Here is a 16,671-nt window from a genome sequence, read left to right as displayed (position 1 = left end):
GTGATTCTACCCGGCCCCGGTGTCGGCATCCGGTGGGGCGGTGACCGTCGCGGAAGCCGAGCCGTCCGCGAGGGTGAGGAGGAGGGGAGTGCCGGGAACGGCATCCGCCGAACTCCTCAGCACGGCACCGCCGGGCAGCTGGGCGATGGCATACCCGCGATCAAGAGTGCGCTGGGGAGAGAGCGCGCGCAGTTGCGAACGCAGGTCGAGCACGCTCGTCTGCGAGCGGTCGATTAGCCGCTCGATCAGCTCTGCGCTGCGGCTCACATAGCGACCAAGCTCCTCGGCTCGCGAGTCGACGATCCAGGCGGATGCGGTGAGCACCGGGCGAGACCTCAGCTGTTCGAGCCGATCGATCTCGGTGCGCACCTGGGCCGTCATACGGTTGCCGATGCGGGCGCGGGCCTGCTGCACGCGGGCAAGCTCGTCCGCGACATCCGGAACGACGCGCTTCGCCGCATCCGTGGGGGTGGATGCCCGGAGGTCGGCGACGTCATCGAGCAGCGGTCGGTCGGCTTCGTGCCCGATCGCGCTCACGATCGGGGTGACACAGGCGGCAGCGGTACGCACGAGTGTCTCGTCGCTGAAAACCAGCAGATTCTGGAAGTCGCCGCCGCCGCGCGCCACGATAATCACATCGACGTCGGGGTCGGCGTCCAGTGTGCGAAGAGCCGCGGTCACCTCGCCACTGGCGCGGTCGCCCTGCACGGCGGTGTGAACCACGCGGAACTCGACGGCGGGCCAGCGCAATTGGGCGTTGCGCAGCACGTCTTTCTCGGCATCCGAATCCTTGCCGGTGATGAGTCCGATGCAGCCGGGCAGAAACGGCAACGGCGTCTTGCGGTCGAGGTCGAAGAGGCCCTCGGCACGCAGGGCCTGACGGAGTCGCTCGAGTCGCTCGAGCAGGTCGCCGAGGCCCACATGGCGCATCTCGAAGACCTGCATCGTGAGGGAGCCGCCCTTGACCCAGTAGTTTGGCTTCACGAGGGCGACGACCCGGTCACCCTGCTTGAGATCGTCGGGTAGTTTGGCCTTCACCGACGACCAGACGGTGAACCCGACGGTCACATCGGCGTCCAGGTCTTTGAGCTTGCCGTAGACATTGCCACCCGAGAGACCCCATTGGGTGATCTCGCCCTCCACCCAGACCGCCCCGAGGCGATCGATCCAGCCCTTGATCTTCGCCGAGAGCAGCGCGACGGGCCAGGGTGCATCGACAGTCGAGGGCGCGGTTTCGATTGTCATCAGCTGCCCTTCTGCCTCTCCACGTAGAATCCTTGGGTGAGCACAATAACCAACGGCGCGGCGGCCAGCCTCGGAATTCCGCGGGTTCCCGCGGTACGTAACAGGCTACGGGACAACCCCGTCCCTGGCGCGAAGCGTGTGCTGCTCGCGGCCCCGAGAGGCTACTGTGCAGGAGTGGACCGAGCGGTCATCGCGGTGGAAAAGGCACTTGAGCACTACGGCTCGCCGGTGTACGTGCGCAAACAGATCGTGCACAACATCCACGTCGTCTCCACCCTCGAGAAGAAGGGCGCCATCTTCGTCGACGAGGTCGGAGAAGTACCGGAGGGCGCCCACATCGTGTTTTCCGCGCATGGCGTCTCGCCGGCGGTTGTTGCGGCGGCAGCCGAGCGCAAGCTCGAGGCCATCGATGCCACCTGCCCGCTCGTCACCAAAGTTCATCGGGAAGCAGTGCGGTTTGCGCGCGACGACTTCCACATCCTGCTGATCGGGCACGCCGGTCACGAAGAGGTCGAGGGCACCATGGGGCACGCCCCGGAGCGCACCACCCTCGTGAACAGCCCGGCGGATGTCGCGACGCTCGAGGTCGCGGACACGGAAAATCTGGTCTGGCTCTCACAGACCACCCTGAGTGTCGACGAGACGATGGAGACGGTTCGCTTGCTCCGCGAGCGCTTCCCGCAACTGCACAATCCGCCGAGCGACGACATCTGCTACGCCACCCAGAACCGCCAGGTCGCCATCAAGAAGGTCGCCGAATCAGCGGAGCTCGTGATCGTGGTCGGTTCCGCGAACAGCTCGAACACCGTCCGTCTGGTGGATGTCGCCCTCGAGAACGGCGCGAAGGCCGCCTACCGCGTCGATTACGCGAGCGAGATCCAGCAGGACTGGCTGGACGGTGTCGCTACCGTCGGCGTCACCTCCGGAGCATCCGTTCCCGAAGTGCTCGTGCAGGAGGTGCTCGACGATCTCGCCGATGCCGGCTACAACGATGTGAGCCAGGTCGTGACGGCGGAGGAGGACCTTATGTTCTCTCTCCCGAAGGAGCTGCGCAAGGACGCGAACGGCCGGGAGGACGTTCGCGGGCTCGGGGGTCGCATCCGCCAACTCGACTGGCAGCGGCCGTGACCGACCGCTCGAAAGACGACGAGCCGGAGCTCCCGCAATACGGGGAACGACGCCCGCGGCCGCAGTACGGCGAATACGCCACCCCGCAGGAGCAGGCGAAGATCATCGCGGATTCGCTTCCCCCGGTGTCTGCGCTGCTGGTGCCCCCGCCAGCCCGACCCCCGACAGCCCGACCCCTGACAGGTGGCGGAAGCGGTCATCGGCCTCCGGATGCCGCGACCAGGGTCAGCGCGAATGCACCGGTGCGCCCCGCTACCCCGCGTCGAACTCGCCGCTGGGACCTGGTCCTCACGGCCGTATTCCTCGGCTACGCCAGCGTGAACGTGATCGCGCAGCTGGTGTCGCGCGACACGCTCGCGACCATTGTCACGCAGTTTTTCGTCGCTCAGGGGATCGGTGCTTACACGCCAACCGCGCTCACGACGACCCTCGGAAACGTACTCAACATCGTCACCCTCGCGCTGTTCGTCGTCACCGTGCTCGCGACCACCTGGATGCTGCGCCGGAGCCGCGTCGCATTCTGGGTGCCAATAGTCGGGGGAGTTGCCGCGACCACCGTGGCGCTGGTGTTTGTGGTGATCCTGCTTCAGTCGGACCCTATATTTACCGCCCACCTCAACGGGGCGCGGCATTAGCACCCTCGACGTTTCGTCATTGCTCACGAAAACGGGCCGGGCGGTGCGGCGCTAAACGCCTGAGTGACCAGCCGATCCGAGCTGCTGGGTTGCCTGGATAACGCGAGCGGCCATCGCGGTCTCGGCGATCTTGCCCCAGGCGCGCGGGTCATAGATCTTCTTGTTACCGACCTCGCCATCCACCTTGAGGAAGCCGTCATAGTTCTTGAGCACCGTGTCGGCGATCGAGCGGCTGAAGGCGTATTGGGTGTCGGTATCGACGTTCATCTTCACGACGCCGTTCGTCACGGCCGTCGAGATCTCCTCGTCGCTCGAACCCGATCCGCCGTGGAAAACGAGGTCGAGGGGCTTCGCTCCGGTGCCGTACTTCGCCTGGAGGCCGGCCTGGATCTCGCCAAGCAGCTCTGGACGCAGCTTCACGTTGCCCGGCTTGTAGACGCCGTGCACGTTGCCGAAGGTGAGGGCAGCCATATAGCGGCCATTTTCCCCGAGACCGAGCGCCTCCACGGTCGCGATGGCATCATCGATCGTCGTGTATAGGTGCTCGTTGATGTCGTGGCTCACGCCATCCTCTTCGCCGCCGACGACGCCGATCTCCACCTCGAGGATCGCATGGATTGCACGCATACGGGGCAGTAATTCCTTCGCAAGGGCGAGGTTCTCGTCGAGCGGCACGGCCGAGCCGTCCCACATGTGCGACTGGAAGATCGGGTTGCGACCGGCTTTCACCTCGGCCTCGGATGCTTCGATCAGCGGCAGCACAAAACCGGCAAGGGCATCCTTCGGGCAGTGGTCGGTGTGCAGCGCAACGGTGATCGGGTAGTTTTTCGCCGCTTCGTGGATGAAGGCCGCGAATGCGAGCGCACCGGAAGCGCGATTCTTCACCGTGTGGCCGGCGAAGTAGTCGGCGCCACCGGTGGTCACCTGGATGATCCCGTCAGAACGCGCTTCGGTGAGTCCCTGCAGCACGGCATTGATCGTCTGCGATGACGACACGTTGAAGGCCGGGTAGGCAAAACTCTTGGTCTTCGCCGTGTCGAGCATGGCGGCGTACTGCTCGGGGGTCGCAATGGGCATGGAAATCTCCTTCGGTGCGCGATGTGCTGTCGAGTCTATTGAACTAAAGAAGCGGCGATCTTTCGAGATACTGCGAGCCAGTCAGTCGTCGGTGCTGGGTAGCCTTGACAGGTGAACACTGATACCGGATCCACCTTCCAGCATCCCGATCGCAACCTCGGAATGGAGTTGGTTCGGGCAACCGAGGCCGCAGCCATCCGAGCCGTTCCGTTCATCGGGCGCGGCGACAAGAACGCCGCCGACGGCGCTGCGGTGGATGCCATGCGCAAGTTCCTCGGTACCGTCGACTTCGACGGGCTGGTCGTCATCGGCGAGGGCGAAAAGGATCACGCCCCGATGCTCTATAACGGCGAGCACGTGGGCACGGGGCAGGGGCAGGCCTGCGACATCGCGGTCGATCCGATCGACGGCACCTCTCTCACGGCAGCCGGTCGCCAGAACGCCCTCTCGATGATTGCCGTCGCGGACCGCGGCAGTATGTACGACCCCTCCGCTGTCTTTTACATGGACAAGATCGTGACCGGTCACGAGGGTCACGGAGTCGTCGATCTCCGCAAGCCGATCGGCGAAAACATCCGCGCCCTCGCGAAGGCGATGAACAAGGATGTTTCGGATCTCGTCGTGGCCGTGCTCGACCGTCCACGCCACGCGCAGCTGATCGAGGACATCCGCGAGGCGGGAGCCGGTACACGCCTTCTGCTCGACGGGGATGTGGCCGGCGGCATCAACGCCGCGCGCTACGACGCCCGAATCGACATGTGCGTGGGCCGCGGGGGCACCCCGGAGGGAATCATCACCGCATGTGCGCTCAAGGGGCTCGGCGGATTCATCCAGGCGAAACTCGCCCCGCAGAACGACGAAGAGCGCCAAAAAGCGATCGATGCCGGGCACGATCTCGAGCGAATCCTGGAAATCGACGACCTCGTCACGAGTGACAACACCTATTTCGTCGCCACCGGCGTCACCGACGGGCAACTGGTCGGTGGAGTGCGCAAGAAGGGTCCCATCATTCGCACCGAGAGCATTGTGCTGCGCGGTCGCTCTGGCACGATCCGTCGCGTGGTCGCCGACCATCTCGCGGAAAAGTGGCTGTGAGGCCTTCGCTTACTGGTTCCGGTGGAAAGCAGACACTCCTGCGCCACGGTGCCCGTGTTCTACTGTGCTGCCATCCCGGCATGAACAGCCACAAACGCGATATCGCTTGAGGGTTGGACGGTTTTCGCCGGAGCGCGCGAGAAGCCCTTCTCATCCAGGTGGTTCTGCGTGCGAAAGACGGCGCGGGCCTCGTCGTAGATCGCGTTCAACTGCCTTCCCGAAAAGACCTCTGACGCCCCGTCGGTATAGAAAATGGTGATGAGCGAGGTGATCGGAAAGTGCCTGCTCATGCGAATGAAGCCGCCGGCATCCTGGGTGAGACTGATCATGGGGTCCTGTCGTCACGGGTGAGAATCCCAGTCTGTCGTACGCCGCCTGGTGCCACGCCGCGAGAGCGATCGGGCAGAGCCGGACGGGCGTACCCGACCTGTCTGGCGCAGGTTTGTCACGAGCCTACTGGTCTGCGCGGAGGTGCTCCGCATCCGGGCCGGCCGTGACCTCGAGCTCTGCGACCAGCTCGAATGCGGTGAGATCGCGGGGGAGTTCCTCGATCTCGGCAGGGGTTCCCAGCACCTTCGACTCGTCCAGTACATTCAACTTGCGCGCCGAGGGCAGCACCTGGCGTTCGAGCGAACCGACGAATCCGTTGTAGTTCTTCACCGTGCTCTCGATGGATCGTCCGAGCTTCTCGATGTGGCCGGCGAGAGTGGCCAAGCGGCTGTAAAGTTCGCGGCTGGTGTCAAATAGCATCTTGGCCTCCTGCGTGACGACATCCTGCTGCCAGCTGAAGGCGACGGTCTTGAGCACCGACCAGAGAGTCACGGGCGAGGAGAGGGCGACGCGCTTCGAGAAGGCGTAGTCCATGATGCCGGGATCGGCCTCCATTGCGGATGCCACGAGTGATTCGCTCGGGATGAACGCGATCACAAGTTCGGGGGAGGCTTCGAGCCCGGCCCAGTAGGCCTTGCTGCCGAGGGTGTCGATGTGGGCACGCACTGCGCGGACATGCTGCTTGATGAAGGCCTCGCGGCGTGCCCCCTCCTCGCCCGTCGCGGTGACGGCGATCTGGCTCGCCTCGAGGTATGCGGTGAACGGCACCTTCGCATCCACGGCGATGTTCTTGCCCCCGGGCAGGTGGATGACCATGTCGGGCCGGCCCGCCCCGGCATCCGAAGCGATGCTCGACTGCACGTCGAAGTCGACCCTCTCGATGAGGCCGGCGGCCTGCACTACATTTCGCAACTGGGTCTCGCCCCATACCCCTCGGGTTGCGTTGTTGCGGAGGGCAGAGGCGAGGGATTCCGCTGTGCTGCGCAGACGCTCCTCGGACTCGGTGGCGTTGCGCAGCTGCTGGGTCAGCTGGCCGTGCTGCAGGCTGCGCTGGGTCTCCAACTCGGTCACCTTCAGTTGCATCGACCGGAGGGATTCCTGCACCGGCGTGAGTGCCTGAAGCACCTTGCTCTCGCGCTGCTGGCGGTCGGACTCGGCGGCCTGCTCGCGACGCTGCCGGTCCACCAGTTCGCGATACTGCTCCTGCTGCGCGGCGACCTGTTCCTTGAGGGCGACAGCGGTGGCCTGGATGGCGGCCAGCTCAGAGCCGAGCAGGGACTTAGCCCTCGCCTCCTCCGCGCGCACCGCACCGAGTGCGAGTTCGTGCTGGGAGGCGATCAGGGCAGGATCGACTGCCGGAGTCGAGTTACTGTGCCGGGCCCGTGCGAGCAGAAGTCCGATCACGGCGCCGAGAAGCACTCCCAGGAGGAGGCCGATGATGAGGGCGAGAAGCGGATCCATGAAGCCAGTGTGGCAGTGGCCAGCGACAGTGGGTCGTAACTGTGCCGCGATGCACTGTCTGAGCGGATCCGCAAGAGGCCTGCGAGGGATGAGATGATCTCGTGCAGGGCAGAAAACCCAACACTGCGCAGAAAGTAGAAACCATGTCGCATCTCCCCGTTGTGCCGCACTGGATCAATGGTGCCGAGCGAGTCAGCACCTCTGGCCGCACGTCCCCGGTCTTTGATCCCGCCTTCGGAGTCGCGACCAAGAACGTTGCTCTCGCCGACACGGCCGAGATCGACGAGGCCGTCGCATCCGCCAAGAAGGCATTCCCGGCCTGGCGTGACACCTCTGTCACCAAGCGCCAGCAGATCATCTTCCGTTTCCGTGAGTTACTCAACGAGCGCAAGGGCGAACTCGCGGAGATCCTCACCTCTGAGCACGGCAAAGTCATCTCCGACGCCCTCGGCGAGATCACCCGTGGCCTCGAGGTCGTGGAACTTGCCACCGGATTCCCGCACATCATCAAGGGTGAGTTCAGTGAGAACGTCTCGACCGGAGTCGATGTGTATTCCACCCGCGGTCCGCTCGGAGTCGTCGGCATTATCAGCCCGTTCAACTTCCCGGCAATGGTGCCGATGTGGTTCTTCCCGATCGCGATCGCAGCGGGCAATACTGTTGTGCTGAAGCCCTCGGAGAAAGACCCCTCGTCAGCCAACTGGCTCGCCGCCCTATTTACCGAAGCCGGACTGCCGAACGGCGTGTTCACCGTGCTGCACGGCGACAAGGTCGCGGTCGACGGCCTGCTCGAGCACCCGGACGTCAAGTCGATCTCCTTCGTCGGGTCCACTCCGATCGCCAAGTACATCTATGAGACCGCGGCCCACCACGGCAAGCGCGTACAGGCCCTCGGCGGCGCCAAGAACCATATGCTCGTGCTGCCGGATGCCGACCTCGACCTCACCGCGGATGCCGCGATCAATGCCGGCTTCGGCTCGGCCGGCGAGCGCTGCATGGCGATCTCGGTGCTGGTCGCCGTCGAACCGGTGGCCGACGAGCTGATCGAGAAGATCACGGCGCGAATGTCCACCCTGGTGGTCGGCGACGGCCGACGCTCCTGCGACATGGGACCGCTGGTCACCGAGGTGCACCGTGACAAGGTTGCCTCCTATCTCGACATTGCGACCGAGGACGGCGCGACCGTGGTCGTCGACGGCCGCGGCATCGAGGTGGATGGGGACCCGAACGGGTTCTGGCTCGGCCCGTCCCTGATCGACAATGTGTCAACCACCTCCCGCGTCTACACCGACGAGATCTTCGGACCGGTGCTCTCGATCGTACGGGTGAAGAGCTACGACGAGGGCGTGGCTCTCATCAACGCCAGCCAGTACGGCAACGGCACCGCGATCTTCACCAACGACGGGGGAGCGGCTCGCCGCTTCCAGAACGAGATCGAGGTTGGCATGATCGGCATCAACGTGCCGATCCCCGTTCCGGTCGCCTACTACTCGTTCGGTGGTTTCAAGGACTCGTCGTTCGGCGACTCGAAGGCCTACGGCATCCAGGGCTTCCAGTTCTTCACCCGCGAGAAGGCGATCACCAGCCGCTGGCTCGATCCGAGCCACGGCGGAATCAACCTCGGCTTCCCGCAGAACTAGGCTCGAGCGACAGCGGTCCGATCGCTCCGAGACGCGAACCGGTGATGCGTGCGAGTTCTTCGATGGATTCTGCACCGTGCCGGTTCGCGGCGTGCACCATGATCGCGGCGCAGGCCTCCGAGTCGGCGAGCGCGTCGTGGTGGGCGAAGTCCTCGAATCCGGCCGCCATCGCAGCGACGGGCAGTCGGTAGGAGTCCAGGTTGTAGGTCTTGCGAGCCACCTGCAGGCTGCACAGGTAGCGGAAGTCGGGGATGTCCACGAGGCTCGCCCGGCACGCTGCGGAGATCACGCCCATGTCGAATCCGGCGTTATGGGCGACGAGGAAGTCATTGTCGGCGAATGCCACCAGGTCGGCAAGCTGTTCCCTCCAGAACTTCGCGTCCGCGACATCCGGCGCCCTGATGCCGTGGATGCGGGTATTCCGCTCGGTGAAGTGATCGAACCCTGCGGGTGGGCGGATGAACCAGGCCACCCGGTCGACGACGATGCCGCCCTGCACCTTCACCAGTCCGACCGAACAGGCGGAGGCGGCGGAGGAATTGGCGGTCTCGAAGTCGATTGCGGTGAAGTTGAGGGCCATCCCGGCATCGTCTCACGTGCGTACGACGGTGCCGGGCGAGCACGCCGCGTGGCGGCGGCCAAAGCTGGGCAGCTTAGGGTCGAAGCATGGAAGTCAGGGCAGTGCGGGAGCCGACCGATCTCGAACGGATGATCGTGCTGGCCGAAGCGGGACGCGCAACCACCCTCGACGTGCTCGAGCTGTTCGCGGCGAGCCCGATAATCGTGCCGAGCGGCACGCAGGTGACCGACAACCTCGCGCAGTTGCAGCCGGTGCTCTTCGACGTCGACGGAGCATCGATGCTCGCCGTGTTTACTCACGCCGACCAGATCGTGGAATTCGGCGACCTCGCCGCGTTCGCACTGACCATCGATGGTCGTTCGCTGCTCGTCTCGATCCCGCCCGGGGCTGGCATGGTGGTCAATCCCTCCCGCTCCATCGGATTCGAACTCACCCCTGCCGGCCTTGGCGCCTTCCTTCGCAGGCTGGGCGGACACGACTGATGGATGAGAATCGCACGACCGAGCAAGCCAATTCCTTCGGGCGCGCCGCGGGAGAGTACGAACGGGCGCGTCCGGGTTATCCGGACGCCGTGGTCGACTGGATGCTCCCGGCCGCTGCGCGCACCGTGCTCGACCTCGGCGCGGGCACCGGCAAGTTCACCCGATGCCTCGTCGCGCGCGGACTCGACGTGATCGCCGTCGAGCCGGACGACGTGATGCGCGCGACGCTTGCCGCCGGTCTCCCTAAAGTGCGCGCGCTCGCCGGAACGGGGGAGAGCATCCCCCTGCCTGATGCGAGCGTTGGCCTGGTCACGATCGCCCAGGCCTGGCACTGGATGGACGCCGCGCGGGCAGCCGTCGAGATCGCGAGGGTACTTCGTCCCGGCGGCACCCTTGCGCTGGTGTGGAACATCCGCGACGAGACGGTCGCGTGGGTGCGGCGACTGGGCGACATCATGGGATCGAGCGATGCGGAGCGCTCCATCCGCGGCACGATCAAGATCCCGGAGCCGTTCGGAGTGACCGAGACTTTCGAGACCGACTGGCAGAACGATATCGACGTGGAGTCACTCGTGGCCCTCGTCGCCTCCCGTAGCTTCATCATCACGGCGTCGCCTGCGGATCGGGCGGCCACTCTCGCCGCGGTGCGCGAGCTCGTGGCATCCGACTCCACACTGGCAGGCCGGGCGCGCTTCGACCTGCCCTACCGAACATACGGGTTCCAGGCGACCCTCCCCAGCGGCCCGACAGGGTCTCCTGGCACTGGATAGACTGGGCGCTCGTGGCTCTTACTATTGCAATCGTCGGACTGCCCAATGTCGGCAAGTCCACACTGTTCAACGCGCTCACCAAGAACCAGGTGCTGGCGGCGAACTATCCCTTCGCCACCATCGAGCCGAATGTTGGCGTCGTCAGTCTCCCGGATCCGCGCCTCGACGCGCTTGCGAAACTGTTCAGCAGCGAACGCATTCTCGCAGCCCCGGTGTCGTTCGTCGACATCGCTGGCATCGTCAAGGGCGCCTCGGTAGGGGAGGGGCTCGGCAACAAATTCCTCGCCAACATCCGTGAGGCGGATGCGATCGCGCAGGTCATCCGCGCCTTCGCCGACCCGGATGTGGTGCACGTCGACGGCAAAGTCGACGCAGCCTCCGACATGGAGACCATCAACACCGAACTCATCCTCGCCGACCTGCAGACGCTCGAGAAGGCGGTGGTGCGCTATGAGAAGGAAGTCAAGACCAGGCGTACCGAGCCCGCTGTGCTCGCGGTCGCCCTCGAAGCGCAGAAGTTCCTGGACGCAGGCAAGCCGCTCTCGGCATCCACCATCGAGGTCTCGCTCATCCAGGAACTCGGCCTGCTCACCACCAAGCCGTTCATCTATGTCTTCAATGTGGACGAGGAGGTGCTGCAGGATGCCGCGGCCCTCGCTTCCCTCGCCGCCCTTGTCGCACCGGCCAAGGCAATCTTCCTCGACGCCAAGCTCGAGTCGGAGCTCATCGACCTCTCCCCGGAGGATGCCGCGGAACTGCTCGCCTCCACCGGCCAGGAGGAGAGCGGCCTCACCCAGCTTGCTCGCATCGGCTTCGACACCCTTGGGCTGCAGACCTACCTCACCGCCGGTCCAAAGGAGGCAAGGGCCTGGACCATCCCCAAGGGTGCCAAGGCCCCGCAGGCGGCCGGCGTCATCCACTCCGACTTCGAGAAGGGCTTCATCAAGGCCGAGGTGATCGGCTTCCAGGACCTCGTCGACACCGGTTCGATCGCGGAGGCCCGGGCCAAGGGCAAGGCCCGCATCGAGGGCAAGGACTATGTCATGCAGGACGGCGACGTGGTGGAGTTCCGCTTCAACAACTAGGTTCGGCCCGCTCCGCCCCGAACCATCTCCCCTTTTTCTCACCACCACCGTGTTCACACACGGAGGTGGTAAGAAAAGTGGGCGGTGGATGCAAGCGGGAGGGCCGGAGGGCGGTAGGGCCGGAGGGCAGCGCACCCCGCCCGCCACGGATTCGCCCCGATGCAGCGCGCACGGTGACCCGTCAGCGCGGTGAGCGTCGTTCCAGTTGTCCGCGCACGAAGGCAGCCTGGCCGATGTGCTGAAGGTCGTCACTGATCACGCTGACAAGACGCATCGCGAGCGTCACGACCGGCGTCCAGCGATGGTCGACAATGTGGTCGAGGTCGGCATCTGTCAGGGTCATGACATAGCGCACAGTGCGGTCGTGCACGTCGTCGTGGTAGCCGATGAACTTGTCGCGGCTGATAATGCCCATCTTGGCAACATCAGCGGAAGTGTGGCCGTATCCGGTAGCACTCACGTCAAACGGAAGGGCGAACCGTCCGGCCCAACCGTCCGCGGTCCAGGCCTGCTCAACACCGGCGACCGCTGCGATATGGTCGTCTTGGATGCGGCTGAGATGCCAGAGTAGCCAGCCGATGGAATTGGCGCCGTCGTCGACCCGCGCCGACAGCTGTTCGGGACTCAGCCCCTTGGCGGCGTGATGAACGGCGTCCCTGACTCGATCGAAGGCGTCGACGAGAAGTGCGGCGGTAGTGGTCATGTTTTGACGGTACGCGCGAGTCTGCCAGCAGGGTAGGGTCCTTCGGCCCTGTCGGGCCCGGCCCTGTGATGCGCAACCGGTCCGGGCCCACGAAGAAAGTAACGGGGCGGATGCTCGGTGCCGCGTCACGGGGGAGCCAGTCGGTCCCGGAGTAGCGTCGAGGCATGAACGGTGAAATCCTTCTCAATGTTCTCCTGGTGCTGCTGTTCGTTGTGATCGGCGGCGTCTTCTCCGGTACGGAGATGGCGATGGTCACCCTCCGCGCGAGCCAGGTGAGCCAGATCGAGGCCACCGGTGCGGATGGTCAGAGGATCGGGGCGCTCGTGCGTAATCCGAACCTGTTCCTCTCCGCGGTGCAGGTCGGCGTCACTCTGGCCGGATTCTTTTCCTCCGCGTACGGTGCTTCGACGATCGCCCCCGAGTTCGTCCCGGTTCTGGAGAGCTGGGGTATTCAGGCCGGTGCCGCCTCGGTCGTGGCCTTCATCGGCATGACCCTTCTCATTGCCTACCTCTCACTCGTGTTCGGCGAACTGGTGCCTAAACGCCTCGCCATGCAGCATCCGGTGGCATTTACGCGCGTTCTCGCCCCGGGACTCAACGTGCTCGCGGGCATCATGCGCCCGGTGATCTGGCTGCTCTCCGTCTCCACCAATGGAGTGTTGCGCCTGCTCGGGCGCGACCCGCACGTGGCTGCCCAGGCGGTCTCGGCGGATGAGGTGCGCGAACTGATCGTGAGCCAACCGGGCCTTAGGGATGACAGCAGGAGCATCCTGACCGATGTGTTCCGCGCCGGTGACCGTCGACTCGTCGAAGTGATGCGTGTGCGCCCGGATGTGGAGTTTCTCTCCGGTAGCCTCTCGGTCGCACAGGCTTACCGTGTGAGCCTCGAACTGTCGCACTCCAGGTTTCCCGTGAGGGGGGAGTCGATTGACGATGTGCTCGGATTTGTGCACATCCGTGACCTGATGGCGGCGATGCCGCGCCCCTCGGATGTCCCCCAGAGCGGGAAATCGGAGATCGGGTCGGACACCGGGCCGACGCTCGTCGACATCATGCGCCCGATCCTGCCCCTTCCCGGATCGATTCCCGTGCTGAATGCTCTCACGACCATGCGCCGCGAGAACCAGCAGATCGCTCTCGTGCTCGACGAGTACGGCGGCACCGACGGGATCGTCACCATGGAAGACCTGGTGGAGGAACTCGTCGGTGAGATCTATGGCGAGTACGACGACCAGAGGGAGCCGGAAGATTCCGCCCTGCAGAGCGGCGGGGCGCTCGAGATCGATGGCGGACTCATCCTCGAAGAGCTCACGTCCATGTCTGGGGTGGAACTGCCCGATGGTCCCTATGAGACGGTCGCCGGATTCCTGCTCGACCGACTCGGCCGGGTCGGACGGGAGGGCGACTGTGTCGTTGTCGACGGAGTGCGCCTCACGGTGCTGAAGACGGATGGGTACCGTATAGTCCGCATCCGCATCGCCAGGCCCGGCGGTCGGGCCGACGCGCCGGGGTCCCCCACAACCTGATCAGCACGCTCTGCGCTTGGCGAGCCACCGCAGCGTGATCTTCCGAATCTCATCGAACCAGAGCACGGTCGACGCCAGCGCCACGCACCATCCCCAGTGCGCGAGGTCGAGCGGGGCGGTGCCGAACGCAGCCTGGAGGAGCGGCACCTGAACGACCATGATCTGAAGCACGATCGCGAGCAGGATGGCGCCCCAGAGCCACTTGTTCGCGAACAGCTCCCGGAAGGCGCTTGTCGTTTCCGAGCGCGAGTTGAGCGTGTTGAACAGCTGTGCGAATACCAGCGTCGTGAATCCCGCCGTGCGCGCGACCGCGAGCGAGTCCGTGCCTTCCACCAGGCCGCCCGGCAGGAAAAGGTCGATTGCGAACAGCGTAGCCACCGCCATCACCAGACCGATCGACAGGATGCCGCCCCACATGCGTCCGTCGATTGCCCGGTCGTGCAGCGACCGTGGCCCCCGCGCCATCACGTCGTCGATCTCGCGGTCGACGCCCATCGCCAGGGCGGGTCCGGAGTCGGTGACCAGGTTGATCCAGAGGATCTGCGTCGCGAGCAGCGGCACGGCGATTGCACCCTCACTGGCGCCGGAGAGGCCGAGGAAGCCGGCGAAGACCACGCCGAGGAAGACGGTGAGCACTTCCCCCATGTTCGACGAGAGCAGGTAGCGGAGGAACTTCTTGATATTGTCGAAAATCCTCCGGCCCTGGCGCACGGCGGCGATGATCGTGGCGAAGTTGTCGTCGGCGAGAATCATGCGGGCGGCGTCCTTGGTCACGCTCGTTCCGGTGATCCCCATTGCGACGCCGATGTCGGCGGATTTCAGCGCCGGTGCGTCGTTAACGCCGTCGCCCGTCATCGCAACGACTTCGCCGTCGGCCTGCAGGGCGTCGACCAGGCGCAGCTTGTGTTTCGGCGAGACGCGCGCGTAGACCGACACCTCCCGGGTGACCTCGCAGAGGGCGGGGTCGTCGAGGGTGTCGAGTTCTGAGCCGGTCACAGCCCGCCCGCCGGGTTCGATGATGCCGAGGTCGGCGGCAATCCGCGCCGCAGTCGCGGGGTGATCACCGGTGATCATGATGATCCGAATGCCCGCCCGGTGCGCCTCGGCGATCGCTGCAGCCACCTCGACGCGAGGCGGGTCGATGATACCAACGACGCCGACGTAGATCAGGTCGTGCTCGACCGATTCGGTGAAATCGGTGTCGGACGTTATCGGGAGGTCCGCCTCCCGATAGGCCACTGCGAGCGTTCGGAATGCCTCCGACGACATCGCCTGAATGTCGTCGGCCGCGCGTTTGCGCAGCTCCTCGGTGAGCGGAATGACCTCCTGGCCGCGCTGCAGCCGGGTGCAGAGTGGGAGGAGAACATCCGGCGCACCCTTGGTGAACAGCACTATCGAGCCGTGCTTCTTCTCGCGCTGGACTGTCGTCATGAGCTTGCGCTCCGACGGGAACGGGATCTCGGCGTGGCGCTCGAACCGGTCGACGTGGCCGGTGGTGCCCGCGAGTTTGTGAGCGGCGACGAGGAAGGCCGCCTCGGTCGGGTCTCCCTGAATGCTCCAGTGCCCGTCACGCTCGGTGAGCTGTGCATTGTTGGACAGCGACCCACCGATGAGCACCAATTGGGTTTCGAAGTGGAGGGAGGCGTCGGTCGCGGTCGCATCGAGCGGCTGCCCGACGCTGCGAACCTCTCCGTCGGGGCGATACCCGAGGCCGGTGACATCCGCTCGCCCGGAGGCGGTGAGTACCCGCTCGATGGTCATCTCGTTGCGTGTCAGGGTGCCGGTCTTATCGGTGCAGATCACCGACGCCGAACCGAGCGCCTCGACGGAGTTGAGCTTTTTCACGATGGCGTGGCGAGTGGCCATCCGCTGGACGCCGATTGCAAGCACGACCGACAGGATCGCGGGCAGGCCTTCTGGCACCGCAGCGACGGCGAGCGAGACGCCGAGCAGCAGCACCACCACCAGATCGCGCGCGGTGCTGACACCATTGACGAGGATGATCGTCAGCATGACGACAATCGCAATCACTGTCACGATGAGTCCAAGCATCTTGCCGAGGCGGTTGAGTTCGGTCTGCAAGGGCGTTGGCTCTTCGACAGTCGCATCGAGCATCCGGGCGATCGCGCCCATCTCGGTGTCCATGCCGGTGGCAGTGACGATCGCGCGCCCCACGCCCTGGGCCACCGCGGTTCCCTTGAACACCATGTTGAGGCGGTCGCCCGGTGAAACCATGTCGGGAAGGGTGTCCGGATGCTTCGTCACGGCTTCACTCTCGCCGGTGAGGGAGGCCTCGGCGACGCGCAATCCACTCCCGGAGAGCAGCCGAGCATCCGCGCCGACGGCGTCGCCCTCGGACAGGGTGAGGATGTCTCCGCGCACCAGCTCGGCCGACGGCACGGTCACCAGTTCGCCGCCCCGCAGTACGGTGTTGGAGGCGGTAGTCATGGCGCCGAGGGCCGCAACGGCGTCGTCAGCGCGCGCCTCCTGCACGTATCCGAGGATCCCATTGAGAAGCACGATGGCGGCGATCACGATCGAGTCGATCGGCGGCCCGTCGGCGTCTTCGACCATCCAGGCAGCCAGGGAGATGGCCACCGCAGCCAGGAGCAGGTAGATCAGCGGATTGTGGAACTGGGAGACGAATTTGCGCCAGGCCGGCACCGGCGGGATACCGCGCAGCTCGTTGGGTCCGTCTGCTTCGAGCCGTCGTTGTGCTTCGGCCGTTCCGAGGCCGGTTCCGGGATCGACGCCGAGCTCGAGCGCGATCTGCCGCGTTTCCCGCAGAGAGGGATCCGCGCCGGTTTCCAGAGAGGCCGCCATGTTTCAATCCTGACGCAGGATGCGCGCACGTGGAGGATTGATTCGAATCGGACGCCCGGCTGGTTGCATCTGGATCCGCGCGGCTGGGCGA

At 65.2% G+C, this 16,671-nt stretch carries 15 protein-coding genes; 8 read left to right on the top strand and 7 right to left on the bottom strand.

Annotation, left to right across the window (positions count from 1 at the left end; translation table 11 throughout):
* Positions 1–6: 6 nt before the first annotated feature.
* Positions 7–1,245, bottom strand: coding sequence for an exodeoxyribonuclease VII large subunit (gene xseA / locus RCH11_RS05330; protein WP_327055957.1), 1,239 nt, complete (start codon positions 1,243–1,245; stop codon positions 7–9).
* Between the two features lie 36 nt (positions 1,246–1,281).
* Here xseA and RCH11_RS05325 point away from each other — a divergent pair, with 36 nt between their 5' ends.
* Positions 1,282–2,373 carry a 4-hydroxy-3-methylbut-2-enyl diphosphate reductase gene (locus RCH11_RS05325; RefSeq protein WP_442789006.1) on the top strand — a complete coding sequence of 364 codons (1,092 nt, stop codon included), beginning with the start codon at positions 1,282–1,284 and terminating at the stop codon, positions 2,371–2,373.
* Positions 2,370–3,008: a DUF6264 family protein gene (locus tag RCH11_RS05320; protein ID WP_327055956.1), complete on the top strand. Its 639-nt coding sequence runs from the start codon at positions 2,370–2,372 to the stop codon at positions 3,006–3,008. The genes RCH11_RS05325 and RCH11_RS05320 overlap by 4 nt, the downstream gene beginning before the upstream one ends.
* A 51-nt stretch (positions 3,009–3,059) precedes the next feature.
* Here RCH11_RS05320 and fbaA read toward each other — a convergent pair whose 3' ends face one another.
* Positions 3,060–4,085, bottom strand: a complete 1,026-nt coding sequence (fbaA, locus tag RCH11_RS05315) for a class II fructose-bisphosphate aldolase (RefSeq protein WP_327055955.1) — start codon at positions 4,083–4,085, stop codon at positions 3,060–3,062.
* 162 nt (positions 4,086–4,247) lie between these two features.
* Between fbaA and glpX the strand changes: the two genes are divergently transcribed.
* Positions 4,248–5,180, top strand: coding sequence for a class II fructose-bisphosphatase (gene glpX, locus RCH11_RS05310; RefSeq protein ID WP_327056194.1), 933 nt, complete (start codon positions 4,248–4,250; stop codon positions 5,178–5,180).
* 59 nt (positions 5,181–5,239) lie between these two features.
* On the opposite strand, the gene RCH11_RS05305 is transcribed toward glpX, so the two are convergent.
* Both RCH11_RS05305 and RCH11_RS05300 read right to left on the bottom strand, forming a co-directional pair.
* Positions 5,240–5,509 carry a hypothetical protein gene (locus tag RCH11_RS05305; RefSeq protein WP_327055954.1) on the bottom strand — a complete coding sequence of 90 codons (270 nt, stop codon included), beginning with the start codon at positions 5,507–5,509 and terminating at the stop codon, positions 5,240–5,242.
* 124 nt (positions 5,510–5,633) lie between these two features.
* Entirely contained in the window at positions 5,634–6,971 is a 1,338-nt protein-coding gene (locus RCH11_RS05300; protein WP_327055953.1) for a DNA recombination protein RmuC, read from the bottom strand.
* A gap of 143 nt (positions 6,972–7,114) precedes the next feature.
* Between RCH11_RS05300 and RCH11_RS05295 the strand changes: the two genes are divergently transcribed.
* The gene (locus RCH11_RS05295; RefSeq protein ID WP_327055952.1) at positions 7,115–8,611 is read left to right on the top strand and encodes a CoA-acylating methylmalonate-semialdehyde dehydrogenase; all 1,497 of its coding nucleotides are present in this window, start codon (positions 7,115–7,117) and stop codon (positions 8,609–8,611) included.
* Here RCH11_RS05295 and RCH11_RS05290 read toward each other — a convergent pair.
* Positions 8,586–9,191, bottom strand: a complete 606-nt coding sequence (locus RCH11_RS05290) for an exonuclease domain-containing protein (protein WP_327055951.1) — start codon at positions 9,189–9,191, stop codon at positions 8,586–8,588. The two genes, RCH11_RS05295 and RCH11_RS05290, sit on opposite strands and share 26 nt — an antisense overlap.
* A gap of 86 nt (positions 9,192–9,277) precedes the next feature.
* On the opposite strand from RCH11_RS05290, the gene RCH11_RS05285 reads away from it, so the two are divergent.
* Genes RCH11_RS05285 through ychF form a run of 3 tightly spaced genes read left to right on the top strand, consistent with a single transcriptional unit; the run spans position 9,278 to position 11,528 of the window.
* Positions 9,278–9,673 carry an SseB family protein gene (locus tag RCH11_RS05285; RefSeq protein ID WP_327055950.1) on the top strand — a complete coding sequence of 132 codons (396 nt, stop codon included), beginning with the start codon at positions 9,278–9,280 and terminating at the stop codon, positions 9,671–9,673.
* Positions 9,673–10,443, top strand: coding sequence for a class I SAM-dependent methyltransferase (locus RCH11_RS05280; RefSeq protein WP_327055949.1), 771 nt, complete (start codon positions 9,673–9,675; stop codon positions 10,441–10,443). The genes RCH11_RS05285 and RCH11_RS05280 overlap by 1 nt, the downstream gene beginning before the upstream one ends.
* Positions 10,444–10,454: 11 nt before the next feature.
* The gene (gene ychF, locus RCH11_RS05275; RefSeq protein WP_327055948.1) at positions 10,455–11,528 is read left to right on the top strand and encodes a redox-regulated ATPase YchF; all 1,074 of its coding nucleotides are present in this window, start codon (positions 10,455–10,457) and stop codon (positions 11,526–11,528) included.
* A 181-nt stretch (positions 11,529–11,709) separates the two neighbouring features.
* Here ychF and RCH11_RS05270 read toward each other — a convergent pair whose 3' ends face one another.
* On the bottom strand, positions 11,710–12,231 hold the full coding sequence (locus RCH11_RS05270) for a mycothiol transferase (RefSeq protein WP_327055947.1): 522 nt from the start codon (positions 12,229–12,231) through the stop codon (positions 11,710–11,712).
* Positions 12,232–12,395: 164 nt separating this feature from the next.
* Between RCH11_RS05270 and RCH11_RS05265 the strand changes: the two genes are divergently transcribed.
* Positions 12,396–13,757, top strand: a complete 1,362-nt coding sequence (locus tag RCH11_RS05265; RefSeq protein WP_327055946.1) for a hemolysin family protein — start codon at positions 12,396–12,398, stop codon at positions 13,755–13,757.
* On the opposite strand, the gene RCH11_RS05260 is transcribed toward RCH11_RS05265, so the two are convergent.
* Positions 13,758–16,580 (bottom strand): cation-translocating P-type ATPase, encoded by a 2,823-nt coding sequence (locus RCH11_RS05260; protein ID WP_327055945.1) that lies wholly within the window; start codon positions 16,578–16,580, stop codon positions 13,758–13,760.
* Positions 16,581–16,671 lie beyond the last annotated feature (91 nt).

It is taken from the genome of Glaciihabitans sp. GrIS 2.15 (assembly GCF_035984695.1).
GTDB lineage: Bacteria > Actinomycetota > Actinomycetes > Actinomycetales > Microbacteriaceae > Lacisediminihabitans.
This window is presented reverse-complemented; position numbering and strand designations above follow the sequence as displayed.